Annotated in this window: 17 protein-coding genes, 2 tRNA genes and 1 other RNA gene; 3 read left to right on the top strand and 17 right to left on the bottom strand. The window is 53.8% G+C overall.

The window, feature by feature from the left end; all coding sequences use genetic code 11:
- The 9 genes from cas6 to GXX57_07390 form a co-directional block, all read right to left on the bottom strand.
- Positions 1 to 750, bottom strand: a 750-nt coding sequence (gene cas6, locus GXX57_07350; GenBank protein HHV44468.1) for a CRISPR-associated endoribonuclease Cas6, incomplete at its 3' end; no start/stop codon positions are given.
- 132 nt (positions 751 to 882) lie between these two features.
- Positions 883 to 2,178, bottom strand: a complete 1,296-nt coding sequence (locus GXX57_07355; protein HHV44469.1) for an ABC transporter permease — start codon at positions 2,176 to 2,178, stop codon at positions 883 to 885.
- A 13-nt stretch (positions 2,179 to 2,191) separates the two neighbouring features.
- The gene (locus GXX57_07360; GenBank protein ID HHV44470.1) at positions 2,192 to 3,484 is read right to left on the bottom strand and encodes an FtsX-like permease family protein; all 1,293 of its coding nucleotides are present in this window, start codon (positions 3,482 to 3,484) and stop codon (positions 2,192 to 2,194) included.
- A 5-nt stretch (positions 3,485 to 3,489) separates the two neighbouring features.
- Positions 3,490 to 4,776: a TolC family protein gene (locus GXX57_07365; GenBank protein HHV44471.1), complete on the bottom strand. Its 1,287-nt coding sequence runs from the start codon at positions 4,774 to 4,776 to the stop codon at positions 3,490 to 3,492.
- Positions 4,748 to 5,824 (bottom strand): TolC family protein, encoded by a 1,077-nt coding sequence (locus GXX57_07370; protein ID HHV44472.1) that lies wholly within the window; start codon positions 5,822 to 5,824, stop codon positions 4,748 to 4,750. The genes GXX57_07365 and GXX57_07370 overlap by 29 nt, the downstream gene beginning before the upstream one ends.
- An 18-nt stretch (positions 5,825 to 5,842) precedes the next feature.
- On the bottom strand, positions 5,843 to 6,559 hold the full coding sequence (locus GXX57_07375; GenBank protein ID HHV44473.1) for an ABC transporter ATP-binding protein: 717 nt from the start codon (positions 6,557 to 6,559) through the stop codon (positions 5,843 to 5,845).
- Positions 6,556 to 7,842, bottom strand: coding sequence for an efflux RND transporter periplasmic adaptor subunit (locus GXX57_07380; protein HHV44474.1), 1,287 nt, complete (start codon positions 7,840 to 7,842; stop codon positions 6,556 to 6,558). The genes GXX57_07375 and GXX57_07380 overlap by 4 nt, the downstream gene beginning before the upstream one ends.
- Positions 7,843 to 7,909: 67 nt before the next feature.
- Positions 7,910 to 8,197: a hypothetical protein gene (locus GXX57_07385; GenBank protein HHV44475.1), complete on the bottom strand. Its 288-nt coding sequence runs from the start codon at positions 8,195 to 8,197 to the stop codon at positions 7,910 to 7,912.
- Positions 8,198 to 8,261: 64 nt separating this feature from the next.
- Positions 8,262 to 8,489, bottom strand: a complete 228-nt coding sequence (locus GXX57_07390; GenBank protein HHV44476.1) for a hypothetical protein — start codon at positions 8,487 to 8,489, stop codon at positions 8,262 to 8,264.
- Positions 8,490 to 8,638: 149 nt separating this feature from the next.
- Between GXX57_07390 and GXX57_07395 the strand changes: the two genes are divergently transcribed.
- On the top strand, positions 8,639 to 9,028 hold the full coding sequence (locus GXX57_07395; protein HHV44477.1) for a SoxR reducing system RseC family protein: 390 nt from the start codon (positions 8,639 to 8,641) through the stop codon (positions 9,026 to 9,028).
- Here GXX57_07395 and GXX57_07400 read toward each other — a convergent pair.
- The 5 genes from GXX57_07400 to GXX57_07420 all read right to left on the bottom strand — a co-directional run bounded on the left by GXX57_07400 (position 9,025) and on the right by GXX57_07420 (position 13,935).
- Positions 9,025 to 10,602 (bottom strand): polysaccharide biosynthesis protein, encoded by a 1,578-nt coding sequence (locus GXX57_07400; GenBank protein HHV44478.1) that lies wholly within the window; start codon positions 10,600 to 10,602, stop codon positions 9,025 to 9,027. The genes GXX57_07395 and GXX57_07400 overlap by 4 nt on opposite strands.
- A 116-nt stretch (positions 10,603 to 10,718) precedes the next feature.
- Positions 10,719 to 11,054, bottom strand: an RNA gene (gene rnpB, locus GXX57_07405) — RNase P RNA component class A.
- An 81-nt stretch (positions 11,055 to 11,135) separates the two neighbouring features.
- On the bottom strand, positions 11,136 to 12,233 hold the full coding sequence (locus tag GXX57_07410; protein HHV44479.1) for a Nif3-like dinuclear metal center hexameric protein: 1,098 nt from the start codon (positions 12,231 to 12,233) through the stop codon (positions 11,136 to 11,138).
- A gap of 11 nt (positions 12,234 to 12,244) precedes the next feature.
- Positions 12,245 to 13,522, bottom strand: coding sequence for a PhoPQ-activated pathogenicity-like protein PqaA type (locus GXX57_07415; protein HHV44480.1), 1,278 nt, complete (start codon positions 13,520 to 13,522; stop codon positions 12,245 to 12,247).
- 254 nt (positions 13,523 to 13,776) lie between these two features.
- Positions 13,777 to 13,935 (bottom strand): hypothetical protein, encoded by a 159-nt coding sequence (locus GXX57_07420; protein ID HHV44481.1) that lies wholly within the window; start codon positions 13,933 to 13,935, stop codon positions 13,777 to 13,779.
- 479 nt (positions 13,936 to 14,414) lie between these two features.
- On the opposite strand from GXX57_07420, the gene GXX57_07425 reads away from it, so the two are divergent.
- Positions 14,415 to 15,638 carry a hypothetical protein gene (locus GXX57_07425; GenBank protein HHV44482.1) on the top strand — a complete coding sequence of 408 codons (1,224 nt, stop codon included), beginning with the start codon at positions 14,415 to 14,417 and terminating at the stop codon, positions 15,636 to 15,638.
- A gap of 81 nt (positions 15,639 to 15,719) precedes the next feature.
- Positions 15,720 to 16,262 carry a mechanosensitive ion channel gene (locus GXX57_07430; GenBank protein ID HHV44483.1) on the top strand — a complete coding sequence of 181 codons (543 nt, stop codon included), beginning with the start codon at positions 15,720 to 15,722 and terminating at the stop codon, positions 16,260 to 16,262.
- A 429-nt stretch (positions 16,263 to 16,691) separates the two neighbouring features.
- Here GXX57_07430 and GXX57_07435 read toward each other — a convergent pair.
- The 3 genes from GXX57_07435 to rpoD all read right to left on the bottom strand — a co-directional run bounded on the left by GXX57_07435 (position 16,692) and on the right by rpoD (position 17,991).
- Positions 16,692 to 16,766: transfer RNA gene (locus tag GXX57_07435), tRNA-Ile, on the bottom strand.
- Between the two features lies 1 nt (position 16,767).
- Positions 16,768 to 16,842, bottom strand: a tRNA-Asn gene (locus GXX57_07440).
- Positions 16,843 to 16,902: 60 nt separating this feature from the next.
- The gene (gene rpoD / locus GXX57_07445; protein ID HHV44484.1) at positions 16,903 to 17,991 is read right to left on the bottom strand and encodes an RNA polymerase sigma factor RpoD; all 1,089 of its coding nucleotides are present in this window, start codon (positions 17,989 to 17,991) and stop codon (positions 16,903 to 16,905) included.
- Positions 17,992 to 17,994: the final 3 nt, after the last annotated feature.

Raw genomic sequence — 17,994 nt, forward strand, 5'->3', positions numbered from 1 at the left:
TCCTATCAATTGCACACAACCCCAACCACCACTATTCTTGCTGCCGAATCCTGCGTCCAAGCCCATCTGCAGCAACTCTCTAGGCCCCGTCGCACGAAAAGTCCCCCACCATCCCTTGGTGGGCATCGTGGATTCCTTACTATACAGTGCAATCTGCCGCCTAGGAGTATCAATTGGTTCTAATCGCACCTGACTCTCCGGTAAGGGACGATCTGGCCAACAAATACGGTATTTTTTCCGCAGATTATCATCAATCTGGCGCTGAAACTCCGCTTCTTCCGGCTCATGGAAGACGGTATATGGGCTGCCATCCTGCTTGTACAAAGTAGTATAACAGGTAATCGGGGAGAGTGTCTTAACAACCACGTTCTCACTGCTTACCTGCTGATCTATTACTTCTACTTCCTGACAACATAAAAAGTTGTTACCCAGACGATAGGTATCCGACGTCAGGGCACCCGTAACAGCGTCTTGAACGATATACAATAGAGGCGACGAAAGAGATAGGGTTAAAGGCGGAAAAAGAAGGATGTGCTCATCTACTCTTCGGACCGGTCCGCTTCCCGACAGCCACGAAAAAGTGAACAGTTTGAATACACGATTCCCGTAGCGAAAACCCTCATTATGAAGAAAATCTGCGAGTCTCTCCGAAAAAAGATGGTAGACGAACGCTTGCAGTATGTGAAGGTTGGCTCGAGGCAAGCGCACTGGGCCCTCATGCACATTCTGCAATGTCAGCTTGATTTGCATAAGCAACATCCTCAGTCACAGTAGTTGGTTATGGTTCCTATATATTCTCCTCCGGAACGCAAAGCCCCTGTTGTTCCAACTCAGCAACTATCACGATCGGCATGGCCCTATTTGGCATATCCGTCTTTGATGTTAAACATATTCCTTTAACGCTTCCACCGGAGCCAGTCTTGCTGCCTGCACCGCAGGGTACAAACCAAATATGACACCGGCTAGTAGCATTATACCCACCGAAACCACTGCCGCTAAAGAATGCATTCCGCCAGTGAAAAACAGACCACCGTAGAGCACACCACCGATCAGATCTCCCACCACATAGTTGCTGGATAGTGCGGCAGCTAGCAACCCCAACAGACTACCCAATAGGGTCAGCAGGCATGACTCAGTGAGGATCCACAGGGCGATGGACCCCTTGGTAGCACCTAGGCAACGGCGCAAACCGATCTCTTTGGTCCTTTCCACCACACTAACCAACATGATACTCAGAATCCCGATGGCACTGACCACCACCGCCACAAAGGCAAAAGCCCCAAAAAACATGGTCAACGTACGGATTGTATAACCGAGGGACTCGGTGCGGTTACTGAAATAGTCCGCTTCAATCTCCACATTATCCCCGTACTTCTGTTTCATAAGGACCCGGGCCTCCTCCACCGCGGCATGGATATTGTCACTGCGAATCACGACCTGGTAAAACCTCTCCTCGATAGGGTAGGACGTAAAGTTTTGGGTCCCTAAGGGAACAATCGCGTGGGGTTCATTGTAAAGGATCATGGTCTGCACGTTCGTGAAAGGTTCAAAGACCCCGATAATGTCATACTCAAAGACCTCATCACTATAGCTATTTCTCATCCGCAGTTTTTCCCCGACAGGAGAACGATCCCCAAAGAGACTTTTGGCCATAGTTTCGGAGATAACCATTACCCGATTCTGCGCCTTAACATCCTCTTCCAGGAAAAACTGTCCTTGGATAATACGTAGGTTCACAGCTTCCGCATAATCCTCAGTAGTACCCATCACCGTGTTGACGTAATACTCCTGCTGGCCAAACTGCACCACCCCTTGCCAGTTTGAGGACTCCGTATAGACAGAATCAATGTGGAGGCTGTTTTCCCGAAGCAAAGCCAAATCTTCCATGCGGAACATGTAATCGAAGGCTTCCAAGGAAGAATCGTAGGCGATAGCCTCCGAAATCACCATCATCCCACTTCCTTGGTCCCGATACTGCTCCGGAGAGGTCAGATAGATGGACGCCAAGTGATTCCCGTAGAGTCTGCGGGTTTGCAGGAGTTGGTCCCTCCCTTGAAAATCCATCGTAAGGACAATGATGAGAATCCAGGTCCCCAAAGCAATCTCCAGGATGGTAAGCAAGGTCCGGAGGGGCCGGCGTTTCATCAGCTTGCCAGTGAATCTGATCGCTGCAAACATTTCCCATCCTCCTCTATTCCGTCCGTAGTGCCTCAACGGGATCGATCTTCGCCGCCTGATAAGCCGGATACACCCCGAACAGGAGACTGGTGGCCAGGGCAATGCCAATCCCAATACCCACCGCACTATTCTCCACCACCAATTCACTACCGGTGAGTCCCTGCAAAGGTTTGACCATGAGGAAAGACAGACCGATCCCTACCACAGCACCAGCCACTCCGAGCAGGAAGGCTTCCCAAAGAAACTGTGCAAAAACCGACGCGGCGCTAGCTCCTAAGGCCTTGGAGATGCCAATCTGGGGTGTGCGACGCAACACCCGGGCCAAGAACAGGTTAAGGATGTTGAGTACGGCGATCAACAGACCGATGGAGGCAAACAAACCGATGATCTTGGCAAAAAAGCCCGTCTGCTTCTGATACTCCAACCAGTTCAAGTAAGATCCGTAGATCTGCATTTCTTCTTCAAAATACAGTTCGGCAGCCCGTTTGATATGGTGATAGGCTTGCCCCACATCGATACCGGGCAAAACTCCCACTGTGAACCAACCGTAGCTCACTTCCACATTGGCCGGTTCCGTAGCATTGAGGGGGATCAACAGCCACTGCCCCGGGTCCTCCCAATACTTCCAAGAATCCTCTCCGTAATCTTCGGCAAAGCCCTGCACCACCCCAATGACGGTAAACAGCATTTCCTCGCCAAGGTAATTCATCAGGGGTACTGTCCGCCCGATGGGGTTTTGGTCACCAAAGATCCGGGCCGCCAGCTTGTCACCAATCACCGCTACCCTGTTGCGGTACATGACATCGTCCTCCACAAACCATTGGCCATCCTGCAGTTTGTAATCATGGAAGACCACCGCATCAGGGGTAAGACTCAGGATCTCCACATAATTCTCCCAGCCCGGATAGCCAGACTCTGGAGATCCCGTGGGGGCGGCTTCCAGCAAGGGACAGACCATCGATAGTCTCGATTCCATGAAAACCAAGTAACCTTCCGGTAGCAATTGCTTGAACTCCCGTAGATCCTCCAGTTTGATCTGTACCCGCTGGGCCTGGTCCACCGGCACCACCGGAGATAGGGGCGAAGTGAAATCGCGCATATCCACGGGAGGTTCCGAGATCTCAAAAGCACGGTAATAATCAGTATCCCACAGAACCCTCTCCTGTTCCTCGATAAGAACAAACATCGACAAAACGGCAATAATCACACTGACCCCAAGACCGATAGCCAGAACAATCAAGAAGGACTCAAAGAGTCTCCGCCGAGTCTGCCGCCAAGCCAGCCACAATTGATTCCTGAACCGCAAGACTGTCACCGTCCTCTAACCAGTTCTTCCAGGGCAAAACCACACCTTCGGAGCAACTCCAACTGCAGCAGAAGATAGTCATATCGCGTGGACTGGATCTGGATGGCCAGTTCCTCGAGATTCAACTCCACGGCCTGGAGGGTGAGTTCGGTGATCATCCCCGCGGCGTATTGCCGCTGGAGCTTTTCCAGCTCCTCCCCGGTCTCAGACCTGCGCACAGCCAATCGCTCCATCGTCTCCTCTAAAAGGGTCAATTGGCGAAAGAGGCCGCTTATCTCCTGTTCCACCGCAAAGGTGGTAAGCTCCAGTTGAAGCTCTGCCTGCTCCCGTTGTAGTTGGGCCGCTTCCAACTCCAGGGCCTTGCTTCGGGACAAGCTGGTGCTGGCAGTGAAAGACAGACCGTAATCGGTCCCTTCTGGAGACCAGGCACCGCCCAGGGACAGATTGAGGTCCCAACCACCAAAGCGCTGTAAGTGCTCCAACTTCATTCTCGCAGCCTCCAGTGCCTCACGGGCCGCAACACAGCTGGAACTATATTGAAGCGCCCGCTCCATCATCGTTTCTTGGTCCAAGATAATCGTAAGGGGTTCTGGCTCCAGATAGGCCGGATAGACGTCTGGCCGGTCCAATAGTTGTCCGAAATCCTCCCGGGCCTGTTCCCTTTGCAGTTCCAGCCTGCCAATGGCCGCAGTGGTTTCTTCAATCTGTTGGAGGACGGTAAAAAGCCGGTTCGAATCCCCGTTCGTAAGCAGGATACCGGTGCGCTCCGCTTCATAATGCTCCAGCCGACGCCTTTGGAAAGCCAGCTCCTGTTCAGCCTTAATGTATGCGATCATCGTCTCATAGACTTTGACGATGAGATCGTTGCGCGCCTGGGTCAATGCATCTTCCTCAGGAACAGCCTCGCCCTCTAACGACCTAAAGAGGGGGTAATTCACTTGAATCTGGGCCGAAGGCTGGTAGCTGAAACCTTCGTCCATCTGGAAGGTAACCTGCCCTTGGGCAGCACCCCATTGACCCAGGGGCACTTTCAACACCACCTGGCCAGTGGGCCTGGTCATTCCCTGCTCCGTCACCGCCAGGGGCGTAGTGTGGACCTGCAGCTCCGGCAACGTCTTTGCCCCTTCCTGCCTTTGGGCCAGATCCCATTGGCGATAGAACAACTGCAGTTCCCGATTGCGCTCCAAGGCCAAAGCGATGGCCTCTTCCAAAGGCACAGGTTCCGCCACTTCCCCAAGGAAACATACCAGAGGGAAAATAAGGCTAATCAGAAAGAGTACTGTCCAACGCATCCTGTCCTTCACTCCAAACCGGCTTAGCCAGTCCGATCATCTCCAGAAAGTCTAAGCTCCTTTGGCGGTGGGCCCATTTGGCCTCCTTCAAAGCCCGCTCCGCCTCATTGTACTTTTGTTCCTCACCGGCCAGTTCTTCTTCACTGATGAGGCCGGCCTGGTACTTAACCCGGGCCGATTGCAGCTCCTTTTCCGCCAGGACTAGCTCCCGCTCTTTGGCCTCGATTTCCTGTTCCCCGTTCTTCAATGTCCAGTAGGCGGACCGCACCTGGAAGTACAGGGTCTGGGTCACCTTTTCCAATTGAACCTTGGCCTTCTCCAGTTGAACCTTGGCTTTCTCCAACTCCACCCGGGGAGTATACTCGTTGTCCAATTGGGACACTTGACGGCTGGCCAGGTCCACCGCCTCCTGGGCGGCTTGCAACTCCTTGCTTACCAACTGGGCCCCGGCATAGGCCTCCTGGAAGGAAACGTCGATGGGCTCATACTCCGGTTCAATCAGTTCCACCAAAAGGATGTCCTGGTCCAAAGCCAGGCCTAACAGTTGCTTAAACTCTAGATAGGCTGTCTCCAGATTGTGCTGGGCATTTATGTAGGAGCTTTCGGCAAGGGTAATCTGATTCTCCGCCCGCAACAAGGTGATCTGCGGAATCAGACCCGCCTGAAAGCGCACTTGCTCCTGTTCATAATTGAGCCTGGCCTGCTTAACCTGATCATAGGCTTTGGCCACCGACAGCTCCGTTTGAAGCAATTCATAGTAGCTGGTAACCACCTGTCGGCTGAGAGACTTTTGCTGCTGCTGATACTGTTCCGCCACCTGGTTGAAGTTCTCCACTGCGGTCTTGTACATCTGCTCGTCTCCAACGAACTTTGCCCGTTCCACTTCACTTAACGCCCACTCATAATCTAGTCGGAGTAGTCTAAGATCGAGATTTTGCTCCAGCGCCAGATTAATGGCATCAGCCACCCTAAGCTCAATGGGATCAGCATTGACCACCGCCGGCAAAAGCAGGCAAATCAATAGCACTATCAACATCGGTTTTCGCACAGGACAACCCCCCTTAGTCTAAGCAAGATCCTGCAGGATCTCTTCGGAAGTAAACCGGTTGGCAATCTCCCTATCCTGGATAATTCGACCGTCCCGCAGCCGGATCAGACGTTTGCCGAAGGAGGCCGCCCAGGGGTCATGGGTCACCAGGACGATGGTGGTGCCTTGGTCATTGAGCTCTTGTAGCAGCCGGAGGATTTCTTCCCCTTGGTCACTGGCCAGATTCCCCGTAGGCTCGTCGGCCAGAAGCAAAGTAGGCTCGTTGGCCAGGGCGCGGGCAATAGCCACCCGTTGCTGCTCACCTCCGGAAAGCTGGTTCGGGTAATGATGCAGCCGCTGGGACAGGCCCATCCGCTCCAACAGCTCCTTTGCCCGGGGCAACCACTCCCGCTTACCCTTCCCCCCATACATCATGGGGACAGCTACATTCTCCAGGGCAGTCAATTCCGGCAGCAGGTTGTATGCCTGAAAAATGAAACCAAAATGGCGGTTTCGAATCCGGGACAGTTCCTTGTCACTAAGTTCGGTGATATCCACTTCCTCCAAGAGGTAAGCGCCACTGGTGGCCTGATCTAAACCGCCAAGGATGTGGAGCAAAGTAGACTTTCCCGAGCCTGACGGTCCCATTACTGAGATAAACTCACCCCGCTGGATGGTCAGGTTGACATCGGCCAGGGCCCAGACTTCCTCACCACCACGATCATAGCACTTACTGATGGACTCCAATCTGATCATTGCATCCGTCCTCCCTGGGGATTGACTCGGATCTCCTCTTTGTGTCTATATTCATCATAGGAACTGGTAATGACCAATTCACCGGCCTCCAATCCCTCCAAGATCTGTACAAAATTGCCCTCCATGATGCCAAGACGCACGTCCCTGCGCACAGCCTTGTCCCCTTGCAGAACATAAACGAACATCCGCTGGCCGCTTACCAGGAAGGCTCCCCGGGGCAAATACAGACTGTCCCTGTGGTCCCGGAGATGGATATCCACAGCTGCGCTGCTGCCCGGGCGCAATCCTTCCGCCGAACCGTCAATCTCCACTCGGACCACCACCGTGGGATTATCCCCCTGGGTATCCGCGGAGGGGGCAATATAGGTAATGTGACCAGGCAGGACCGTGGAGCCCACCGTGATCCGACAGGTTTGTCCCAAGGTCAAGTAGTCGGCTTGACTGCTGGTGACCCGCACCTCCACCACTTGATCCGAGACATCCGCAATTTGTCCGATCATCTTGTTTGCCGCCAGTTCCTGGTGCAGACTCACATTCAAGCTCAGGATCCGCCCGTCAATGGGAGCCGTAACCACCAAACTATCCATGAGCCGTTGAATCTGCTCCAGTTCCTCTTTGGCCAGCTCCAGATTTACCTGGGCGTTTTCCACAGTGGCTGCCGCCCGGCGTCTTTTGATCTCCAATTGTCTTTCTGCCTGCTCCACATGGAGCTTTGCCTCCGCTAGCAGCTTTTGGGCATCCTGCAGTTCCTTCTCCGCCACGGTGCCATACTGCTTCAAAAGCTCCAACAGGGCCAACTGTTCTTCGGCCTCCGCCAGCTTCTCCTGGCTTTCCCGCAGGGTCTGCTCCCCTAGGAGCAGATCTGCTTCCGCATCATACTGGGCGCTGGACAGTTCAAACTCCTGCTGATTAACCTTCCGTAGGGCCTCATCCCGCCGTTTGACCAGTTCCGCCGACTCCATCACCAACAGGATCTCCCCCTGAACCACATCCTGCCCTTCCGCCACTAAAATCTGGGTAATAACCCCTTCGGCCAAGGTATGGATCTCCTTCACCTGCCGGGGACGGAGGCTTCCCACCACACTGAGGGTCTCGGCAAAATCTCGGGTACCCACCTGGGCGTAGGTGTAATAATCCAACAGAAATTCTTCGTCCTTAGGTTTGAAAAAAAGGTAGGCCCCGGCGGCAATGATGACGAGGAAGGCCAACACAAAGACAAGTAAGCTCAATTGCGGGTTTCGACGACGCTTTTTGGGACGGGAGACGATGATCCTCTCTTCCACCCTTCCCACCCCTTTCTACAGACTGCGGACGAGAGGCTAATTACCGGAACGCGGGGGAAGAACCTCGCTATTCTTCATCCTTAGCCAGTTCTTCGAGAATTTCCTCCAGGGAGACTCCCCCGCCGGCGAAATCCACTTCCTCTACTAATCCGCTGATAGTCTCCAGATCATCGATCAACTCTAGAAAGTCTTCGAAATTGAGCACGATGGCCTGGGGCCTGTCCAAATCATCGACAACAGTGACACAAACCCCCCGCTCGGCCACCCGCTCCATCACTTCATTAATCCGTTCTTTGAATTCTTCGTATTCGATCTTGCCAATTTCCTCAAAACGCTCTGTCCACATTACTGGCATCCCTTCCGTTTCCCTTTATTCTTCGTGGGTGTACATTGTCCTTCCTGCTTTAATTCATCAACTATTACCAAAAACCCTTTCGGCGATGCACTTTGAGCAGGGAAACCGCCAAGTGAAAGACCCCAAAAAGCAGGACCGAGGTTCCAATGAAACGGATCACCGAAAGCACGCCAGCTACCACGGAAAGCAACACACCAAGGGCACCCAGGATTCCCTGGATCAATAGCGAACCGGCCAGAATCGCTGCTCCCACCAATAGGTACGGCAAACCGGCAAAATCGCGCAGATTCATCCTTCTCCCCCCGTTCCTCTTCTTAACTACATTATTATGCCCTAGGAGGTAGATCTGTGCAGCCGGTGGACCTTTTTTAGTTTTTTCATTTGTCAATGGGAAAATCCCGTGTTAGGATCACCTTAGAACTAGGATAGAGGGGTGTTAATGTGCGCCAAGAAGCCATCGTGGTCCGGGAATGCGCACCGGGAGAAGTACTCATCCGGGTGGAACGGATCGAGGCCTGTGCCCACAATTGCCAGGAATGTGGGGGCTGTCCGGCCACCGTGGTGCTGTCCAAGGCCACCGACACCACCGGGGCCAAACCGGGAGATCGGGTGTTGGTGGAACTGCCGGGTGCAGCCTTTTTGCCCAGACTAGCCTTTGTACTTTTCTTCCCCGTGTTGCTCGGCTTGGGTGGATACTTCCTCGGCAAGGTATTCTTTCCCCGGGGAAGTACCCTCATTGCCATCGGCATGGTGCTAGTGGGCATCCTCTGTGCATGGCTACGGGAACGCTCAGGGCCTCCTTTGGAAGTGCGGGTAGTAAGAAAGCTCTAACGGGTGAAGGGATTGATGGCCAAAAGCCGCCGAAACATGCGCTGGCCCGAAGCGGTGGTGAGGAGTAAAAAGAAGTAGACGACAAACACCGCAAGGGCCGCCAAAGCCAGGGAACTGGCCAACCCCAATCTCACCTGGGAAAAGACCAGGGAACCAACGATCCCGCCTACCGCGGCGGCCCCCACCGGGGCCAGGACCGCACCGGACCAATTAAGCCCCAGGGGGCTTATCCGGTGTATGCTAATCAGGTTCGCCACTGCGCCCACGGTGAAATTGATCACCGTAGACATAGCCGCTCCCTTGATCCCCAGGGGAGATGCGGCCAGGAAGTATACCGCCAGGGTATCGGCTCCTAGACCAAACATGTAGTTGCGCAGGGAGACACCGGGTTTACCCAAGCCCTCCAAAATCCCCTGGGTGGTCTGACGCAGGTATGCAAAGGGACCGCCCAAAGCCACGATGGTGGCAATGGCTGCCGCCTGGGGCTGGCCGTAGACCAACTGGCAGATGGGCTTGGCCAGGCAGGCCAGCAGAGCCACGAAGGGCAGACCCGAAACAATGCTAGTTTCCAGGGAGGTCTTAATCCGGTAACGGACCATCTCCCGGTCCCCCTGGGCACAGGCGGCGGAGATGCTAGGAACCAGATTCCGGGAAAGGGAAAAACTAATGATATTGGGCAAGAACACCAGGGGGATGGCCACACCCATCAACAACCCAAACTGCTCGGTGGCCTGGGATACGGTGAGGCCCGAAACCTGTAGTCGTGCGGGGATCAACAGTAGGTTGAAGGTAAGACTTGCGGAACTGATGAGTTTGCCCACCGCAACGGGCCAGGCCAACTTAAGAACCCACCCCATGGGCACCGGAGTCGCCGTATTCCCTTTCTCTGTGGTGTTCCTTTTGTCCATCCAGTACAGGGTGCCAAGGATGAGCACCAGGACTAACAACCCAGCACCTGTCCCCAGGGCAATGGCCTGGGCAGCAAACACGGTGTTTTTTCCGCCGACAAAATAGACCAATCCCAAGGTGACCGTGGTAAAGGTCAGCTGCTCTATCACCTGGGCGAAACCCAGGCTAACCATCAGCTTGCGACCTTCAAAGTATCCTTCCAAGAGAGATGCCACCGGACCAATAAGGAGGCAAGGTGCGAGGGTCCAGGCGATCTTGCGGGCCCGGGGATCACTGAAGGCCCGGTGGGAAAAGGGGCCCAGGATTAGTGACAACGCCAGCAAAGATATACAGCTGGTAAGCAGAATAAGCCGGAGGCACTTGGTAAAAACCCGATGGGCTCTGGTGGGGTGGTTGGTGGCGAATTCCTCTGCAACGCGCACCGCCAGGGCATAGGGGATTCCCGCAGTAGCCACCGTGAGCAAAGTGACATAAACCGGTGCAGCCATGCGATACAGGCCCATGGCCTCGCCCCCCGCCCAGCGGATGATATAGGCCGAATAAAGAAAGCCGATAGCACGATTGATAAAGCCGCTAAACATGAGCACCATGGAGCCACCGAGAAAACTCTGGCCGGAGGGTGGATTGTTGCCTGGAGAGAGTCTCGCAAGGAGCTTGCGTAACACGAAAATCACCCTTTGGAAGAAATCCCTTACCTAATTCTACTCAGGTGCAGAGGGAAACAGAACAGGCAGGACCCTTCGGGGTGAAATAAAAAACCCCGGAAATTCCGGGGTAATCCTTCCTGAGTAAACCGATAAGCCGGGTTCTGTCGAGGGTGATCATCCATCTGGGAAACTAGTTGCCTAGCTTCTCTAGCGACCTAACCCGAGGGAACCGGCGGGCCACCGTTAACTCCCTCCTATTTGGTCTTGCTCCTAGTGGGGTTTACCAAGCCGGTTAGTCGCCTAACCGCTGGTGCGCTCTTACCGCACCTTTTCACCCTTACCCCCGAAAGGGGGCGGTTTGTTTTCTGTGGCACTTTCCTTGAGGTCGCCCTCACTGGGTGTTACCCAGCACTATGCCCTGTGGAGCCCGGACTTTCCTCGCATACTAGCGCGATCACCTAGTTTACTCAGGAGTTTGGCTGTCTTAACTAAGTGGCAACTGCATTGTAACACAGCGGAAACCTGCTGTCAAAACGCCGGCAAAAGGTTTCTCAGCTGTCTGTTAATGGTTGTAATATGCTAGCTTCCTTCGGCACATATCCTTCCACAGGACAGCCTTCCGCAGCCAAATACGCCGCGACCCGCTTTACAAAGGGCAACTCCGTCGCCCGATGTCCCGCGTCAATCAGGGCCAAACCCCGGGCCTGGGCTTCCATGGCCTCATGATACTTCACATCCCCGGTGATCAATACGTCAGCTCCCTGGCTGGCAGCAGTGTTCACCAAACCTCCCCCACTGCCGGGGCACAGGGCCACCTTTTCCACAATTTGCTCCAGGGGACCACCGACCAAGACCGTGGTCTTCAGCACTTCCTCGGTGTGCCGGGCCAATTGACGTAAGGTCATCGGTTCCGGCAACCGCCCGAGGCGACCGATCCCCACCGGAGCCTTATTCTCCAGCTTGTACACATCGTAGGCCACCTCTTCGTAGGGGTGGGCCACAAGCATCCGGGAGATGGCTCGATGCAAATGCTGCTGAGGGACAATCGTCTCTAGGCGTACTTCTTCCACCCGCTCCAGGGTACCTACGGTACCAATGTAGGGATTAGTCCCTTCCAAGGGAAGAAAGGTACCGGTACCGGGGGCCTGGAAGGTACAATGGCTGTAGTTGCCAATCTGTCCTGCTCCCCCTGCGGCCAGGGCGTCCCGCACCGCATCTTCACTGCCCTTCGGCACATAAACCACAATCTTGTACAGCTGTACCCCAGTGTTACTCAAGACCTTCACGTCCTGAAGGTTGAACAATTCCGCCACCCACTGGCCCAGACCCTGTTCCGCCGCGTCCATATTGGTGTGGGCTACGTAGACGGCAATATTGTGCTTAATTAGCGTGGAAATTAGTCTTCCCAGCTCGGTGCTTTGGTTAATCCTGGACAGGGGCTTAAAGATCAAGGGATGATGGGCAACGATAAGGGAACATCCCTGTGCGATAGCATACTCCACCGCTTCCCGATCCACGTCCAAGGTCACCAGCACCTTCTGGACACTTTGGCCTGCTTCCCCCAGAAGCAGGCCCACATTATCCCAGCTTTCCGCGTAACTGAGGGGAGCAATCTGCTCCACCTTTGCTGCCACATCGCTAACCTTCATCGCCCGACTCCTTACTCAAACACATATACCGGTGTGCAAAGGGAATAGCTTCCCAAGGGAGTTTCAAAGACCAACTCACCGTAAACAGCCAAGGGGTCCTTAAACTTCAGGAACTTATGTTGCACCTGATTGTAGTTTATTTCCCTCGCGTCCACACTGGTCCAGGTGGCTGTACGGAAGTCCTTGAAGGGACTCAGCGCCAGCCAAAACCGGGCCGCCTTCACCGGCTGATCCGCTTGTACCTGGAAATAGATCTCGTTCCCGTCCTCGGTCACTTCCCAGGTCAACTGCGGTAAGGGCAAGTCACCCTGAAACACGTTGCGGCAGAAGGCCACCAGGGTGGGAATAATCACCCGTGGATCTCCGCCCAAATCATGGCCGCCGTTGGCCACGTAATAGAGGTAGGTGTCGCCCACAAGGTCGTACAGGTAGTGATGCACCGCATCCACGGCCCAGTAGGGGTCATTGCTCCCCATGAACAACAGCTTCGGCATGGTGATCTTTTCTCGATAGGCGTAGGGATCAACAATGTCCACCAAGGCCTGCCCCATCGGCGTCCCAAGTACTTCATGAAGCCCCAACGAGGTGTAGTCCCCGATTTTGTAGCTAAAATCGCCCCACACAGCCACCTGATGAGCCATCTGGGCCGGGATATTCAGGTTGTCGTAAACCATGGGAGCAATACCAATCACCCGTTCGTCCACCGCGGCCACAAGCCAGGTGGTCCAGCCCCGTTTCGACGCACCGCAGACCATATAGCCGTTGGGTTGGCGTCCCAGGCGTTCCAAGATAAATTCGTCCACCGCATCCATGGCCCGGGCTGCGGCATTGGTCATGGGAAGATGACAGATCCACGTTGGATCCCCTGTATTCAGAAACTGCAGCCAGGTAAAGGCCAACAATTCATCTTCCCGCATGCCCCCAAACAACGGCTGGTTAGGCACATCATGCAGGATCGCGGCAATTTGCCCGGTCAACACTGCCGCCTCGGAAAACCAGGCAAGCTCCTCTGTCCCAGAACCACTGCCGGTGATAAACAGAATCACACCCGTGGGCTGTCCCGGCGGAACGAGAACCCGCAGACGATGGTTCCACTGGATGCCCTGCCAAGTACCGGAATATAAGTCGAGAAAATAGGCGTCCACCCCATTGGGCAGTTTGGTCTGGGACGTCAGCTTCCAGCTGTAGTCGTTACTGCCGGTAACTACATACTCCTCTAGCGGTCCGGCGTACACATAGGCGCTAAGCACTAGGACGATCAGATACGATAGGAGAACAATTCTTTTCATGTCGATCCCCCAACCATTCATATTTTATACTATTTTATTTCTCTAAAACTAAGGACAATCCTGCCAAAGTACCCAGGGACCGGGATATAGTGAGGTGAATTGCAGGGTAAGGGGGAAGGGAACTCTAGTGGAGATGAAAAAAGCTAGCTGATCCAATCAAGGGAGAAAAAGGGACCAGCTAACTTGTAAGCAGGCAAAGCAGGAAATCAACGGGGTCAGTACTCCTTTCCACCTGAGCAACAAGAACCCTACGTCTAGTCTTCGCGGATCCCCACGATACGCAGGTATTGATTGAACAATCGCTCGTACTCCTGTACGGCCGATTTCATCGTCTTCTCTTCGGACTGACGCCGCGCGTTTTCCAGTTGTCCCCTTGCCTTCTCCAGTTCCGTTAGAATCTTCTCGACCTTCATCGCGACCCTTCCTTTCATACTTAGATTACGGTCACCGAAACAAAAAAACCACGTAAAGGCTACGTGGTCATATGAAGGTACCACACGCCTCCTTTCTACAGCCTACGAGGTTAGCTGTCGGGTTAGGGCAGAAAGGGTAGCCCCGCTTGAAAGATAAGCTTCACCCCAAAAGATTGGGTCCCCCGCTGTCATAAAGACACTCGGCATGCGTGGATCTATTCACTTGGTAAGGCAAGTATACCATATCATCCCTGGGATGGCAAGAGCGAATTTTTCCCGTAGAGACTAGCCGCCGCTGATAAACACCCCTCCAAACCGGCACCAACTCTTCCTTTTCGGCATACCTTGTCATTGTGGCTCCTATCTTCGTCTAAAGCCCTAAAGGAATGCCAATTAGGCAATAAGTACTAGTCCAAAAGGGCAGGAGAACAGACCTTAGATGTGCAATGTCTACCTAACGAGAACAGGCGAGGTGCTCTATGCTTAAGACATTAGGCTACAGAGACTACGATGCCCTACCGGCCCGACTGAAAGGCTTCCTTGACGAACAGCATTACAAGGCCTATAAGCTGATCGACCATCTGCGGTACGCGCCCACAGGTATGTATCGTGATGCCTATGTCTTCGAGGGGCAGGAGGACATTCCCTGTTCCGTGGCCGCCAACGGTGTGGGGTTGATCGGGTTAGCCATCGCCCATCACGCTGGTTGGGACTCCGCTGCACCGGCCAAGGCCCTGACCACACTGCGCACCATGGCCCACCGGCACGCCCAGTGCCGTCCTGAACGGGATAAAGCCACCGGTTTTTTTCGCCACTGGTTTGATGTGGCGACAGGACGCCAGCGGATGAATGCGGAGTTTTCCACCGTGGATACGGCCATCTTCATCTGTGGAGCCATCTTCGCCTCCAACTACTTCCAGGACCCCGAAATGGTCCACCTCACCAGACAGCTACTTCACTCCATCGATTGGTCCGCGGCCATTGCGGACGAAGTTTCGGGTATTCTTTATATGAGCGTGGAAGAGGGTAAAGGCGCCGAACCCATTTGCCCCTTCAATGAGTATGCCCTCCTGGCCTACATAATTGCCCAGGTACACCCCGAAAGGGCGCAGTTATGGCACAATGCTTTTCAGGATACCAAATTGTATAAGCATCCAACCTATCTGCGTTACGGGAAAACCATCCCGGGCATGCCCCACGGGATCCCTTCTTCCTTTGTCTACCAGTTTCCCTTTTATTTAGTCTATGACTACACCGTCAGTGGCTACTATCGGGAAATCATGTATAATGTGGCCCTGGCAGACAAGGCCAGCTGGAGGGAACGAGGATGGCCCTCTTTCGTATGGGGCCATGGGGCCGGCGAGAATCATCAAGGATACTACCATGCCGATGCCATTGACAACAACCCCACCGGAACCGTCTCCCCCTACATCGCCGCCGGGTTCCTACCGGTATATCCCGAGGCCGCCTTTGATCTGATAAAAATGTACACCTACATCCAAGCCCACGGTGAAAGCCAATCTCCCCGCTTCCGCCATGCCTACCGTTTTGGCCTTTCCCGGTTCTGTCCAGGACACCGTTGGTATCCGCGCCATCTAGCCGCGATCGATTGGAGCAGTATGCTCTATGGTCTTACCGCCTTCAGATGGGGTACTCATTTCTTTTCTCGCCACAATCAGATCACCGGTGCCTTCCTAGATTAGGAAAGGAGTAGGTCCGCGGGAGGATTCTTTCCCTAAGCAAAGAAGAGATAGTATGTGCAATAGCTTGAAAGGAGTCGAAACATGCAGGAATTATGGCAAGCCGTTACACCGTACTTGAGTAGAATACCGGCCGCAGTAATCACTTTGGCTGTCTTGTACCTGGTCACCCGGCTCATCCGTAGAGTGGTCAACCAGGCCTTTTCCCTTAGCCGTGTGGATCCAACTTTGAAAACCTTGGTTTTATCCATGATCAGCACCATCAGTTGGATCATCATCTTCGCGGCGGTATTCAACGTGATGGGTCTTACTGAGATCTCCCTGGCCTTAGGAGGGTCCATTGCCCTTGTGGCTATGGCCTTGGCCACTGGCTTCTCCAATGTCACCCAAGACCTGTTGGCGGGAATTTTCCTCATCTCCGACAAGGATTTCCGGGTCGGTTACCGGGTAAAAACCGGAGCCATCGAAGGGATCATCAAAGAGATCTCGATCCGGAAAACCAAAGTGATGGACGAAGCAGGACAATTGCACGCCATTCCAAACCGTACCATCGACTCAGCGGTATATGTAATCATACGCCGTGAAGGAGTAGATGAAGGGACACAGGAGGTAGCCACCTCCAAATAGTTGACATACCACGACGCAAACAACGGGAAGGGCACGTCCCCAAAAGGACTGATCCTTCCCGTCAGTTTACACGCTTCCCGGCTTCATCTATTCCCTCAGGAATCCCATACCATGACTTGTCCCCTCAGCCAACCTCAGAAAGGGCAAACGGCTCTCCCACCCTAGTTCAAAGGCAGGCCCTTTCCCTACACAACAGCACGCCAACGGTTGAAGTCCTTTGCCCTTGGCCTTTGCCATTGTCTCACCCTGAGGGCAAAAGGATATTGTCCACGCTGACCAGCACAAAGAAGAAAGAACAAGGACTCCATTTTTATCTGTTGAAGAACACGATGAATTGTCTGCAAACCGGTTGAAAAGGGTACTTGGCAACATCCCGAGGGACATATGAAAAGAAGTCTAAACATGGAAAATGGAAGGAAAGAAGAAGTCTGGTGGGCCCTGCTGGGTTCGAACCAGCGACCAATGGATTATGAGTCCACTGCTCTGCCGCTGAGCTAAGGGCCCATGGCTCCCCGGGCTGGACTCGAACCAGCAACCACCCGGTTAACAGCCGGGTGCTCTACCATTGAGCTACCGAGGAACGACTCGACTCTAATTATACAAGAAAAGAGCTGGTAGGTCAATCCTCAAAGGATCAACCCTACTCCAGGAAATCCTTCAACTTCTTACTTCGACTTGGATGGCGCAACTTACGAAGGGCCTTCGCCTCGATTTGACGAATTCGCTCCCTCGTTACACCGAACTGCTTCCCTACTTCTTCTAAGGTCCGTGTGCGGCCATCATCTAGGCCAAATCGGAGTCGGAGGACTTTTTGCTCTCTTTCAGTCAAACCTTCTAAGACTTCTTCTAGCTGTTCCCGCAGCATCTGGAAAGACGCAGCCTCTGCCGGCGCCAAGGCGTCCTGATCCTCGATAAAATCACCCAGGTGACTGTCTTCCTCTTCGCCGATCGGTGTCTCCAACGATACTGGTTCCTGGGCAATTTTCATAATCTCCCGCACCCGATCACCGGATAGACCCATGGCCTCACCGATCTCCTCCGGCGTTGGTTCCCGGCCGAGTTCCTGCAGCAACTCCCGCTGTACCCGGTTAAGCTTATTGATGGTCTCCACCATATGCACCGGGATCCGAATAGTACGGGCCTGATCCGCAATCGCTCTGGTGATCGCCTGGCGAATCCACCAAGTGGCGTAGGTGCTGAACTTAAAGCCCTTACGGTACTCGAACTTTTCTACGGCCTTCATCAAGCCCATGTTCCCCTCTTGGATCAGGTCCAAAAACAGCATTCCGCGACCCACATATCGCTTGGCGATACTCACGACCAGACGCAAATTCGCCTCGGCCAACTCCCTTTTGGCTTCCTCATCCCCTTGCTCAATGCGTTTTGCCAATTCCACTTCCTTCTCAGCATCCAACAGGGGAATCCGGCCGATCTCCTTCAGATACATCCGCACGGGATCATCAAGATCAACAGTATCCGGTACCGACAGATCCAGATCTTCCTCTACGGAGTCTTTACCGTTTTGCGACGCGTCCACCACCTCACCATCGGTGGTGATGATATTGATCCCTTCCTTTTCCATCAGCTGATAGATCTCATCAATCTGATCCGGATCCAGATCCACATCCTGCAGCGTATCCATGATCTGCTTATAACTCAACTCACCAGCCGATTTACCTTCTACTAGTAAGGACTTCAAGCCGTTAATCTCTGTCAAATCCTTCTTCATTAG

The organism is Bacillota bacterium, assembly GCA_012839765.1.
Lineage (GTDB): Bacteria > Bacillota > Limnochordia > DUMW01 > DUMW01 > DUMW01.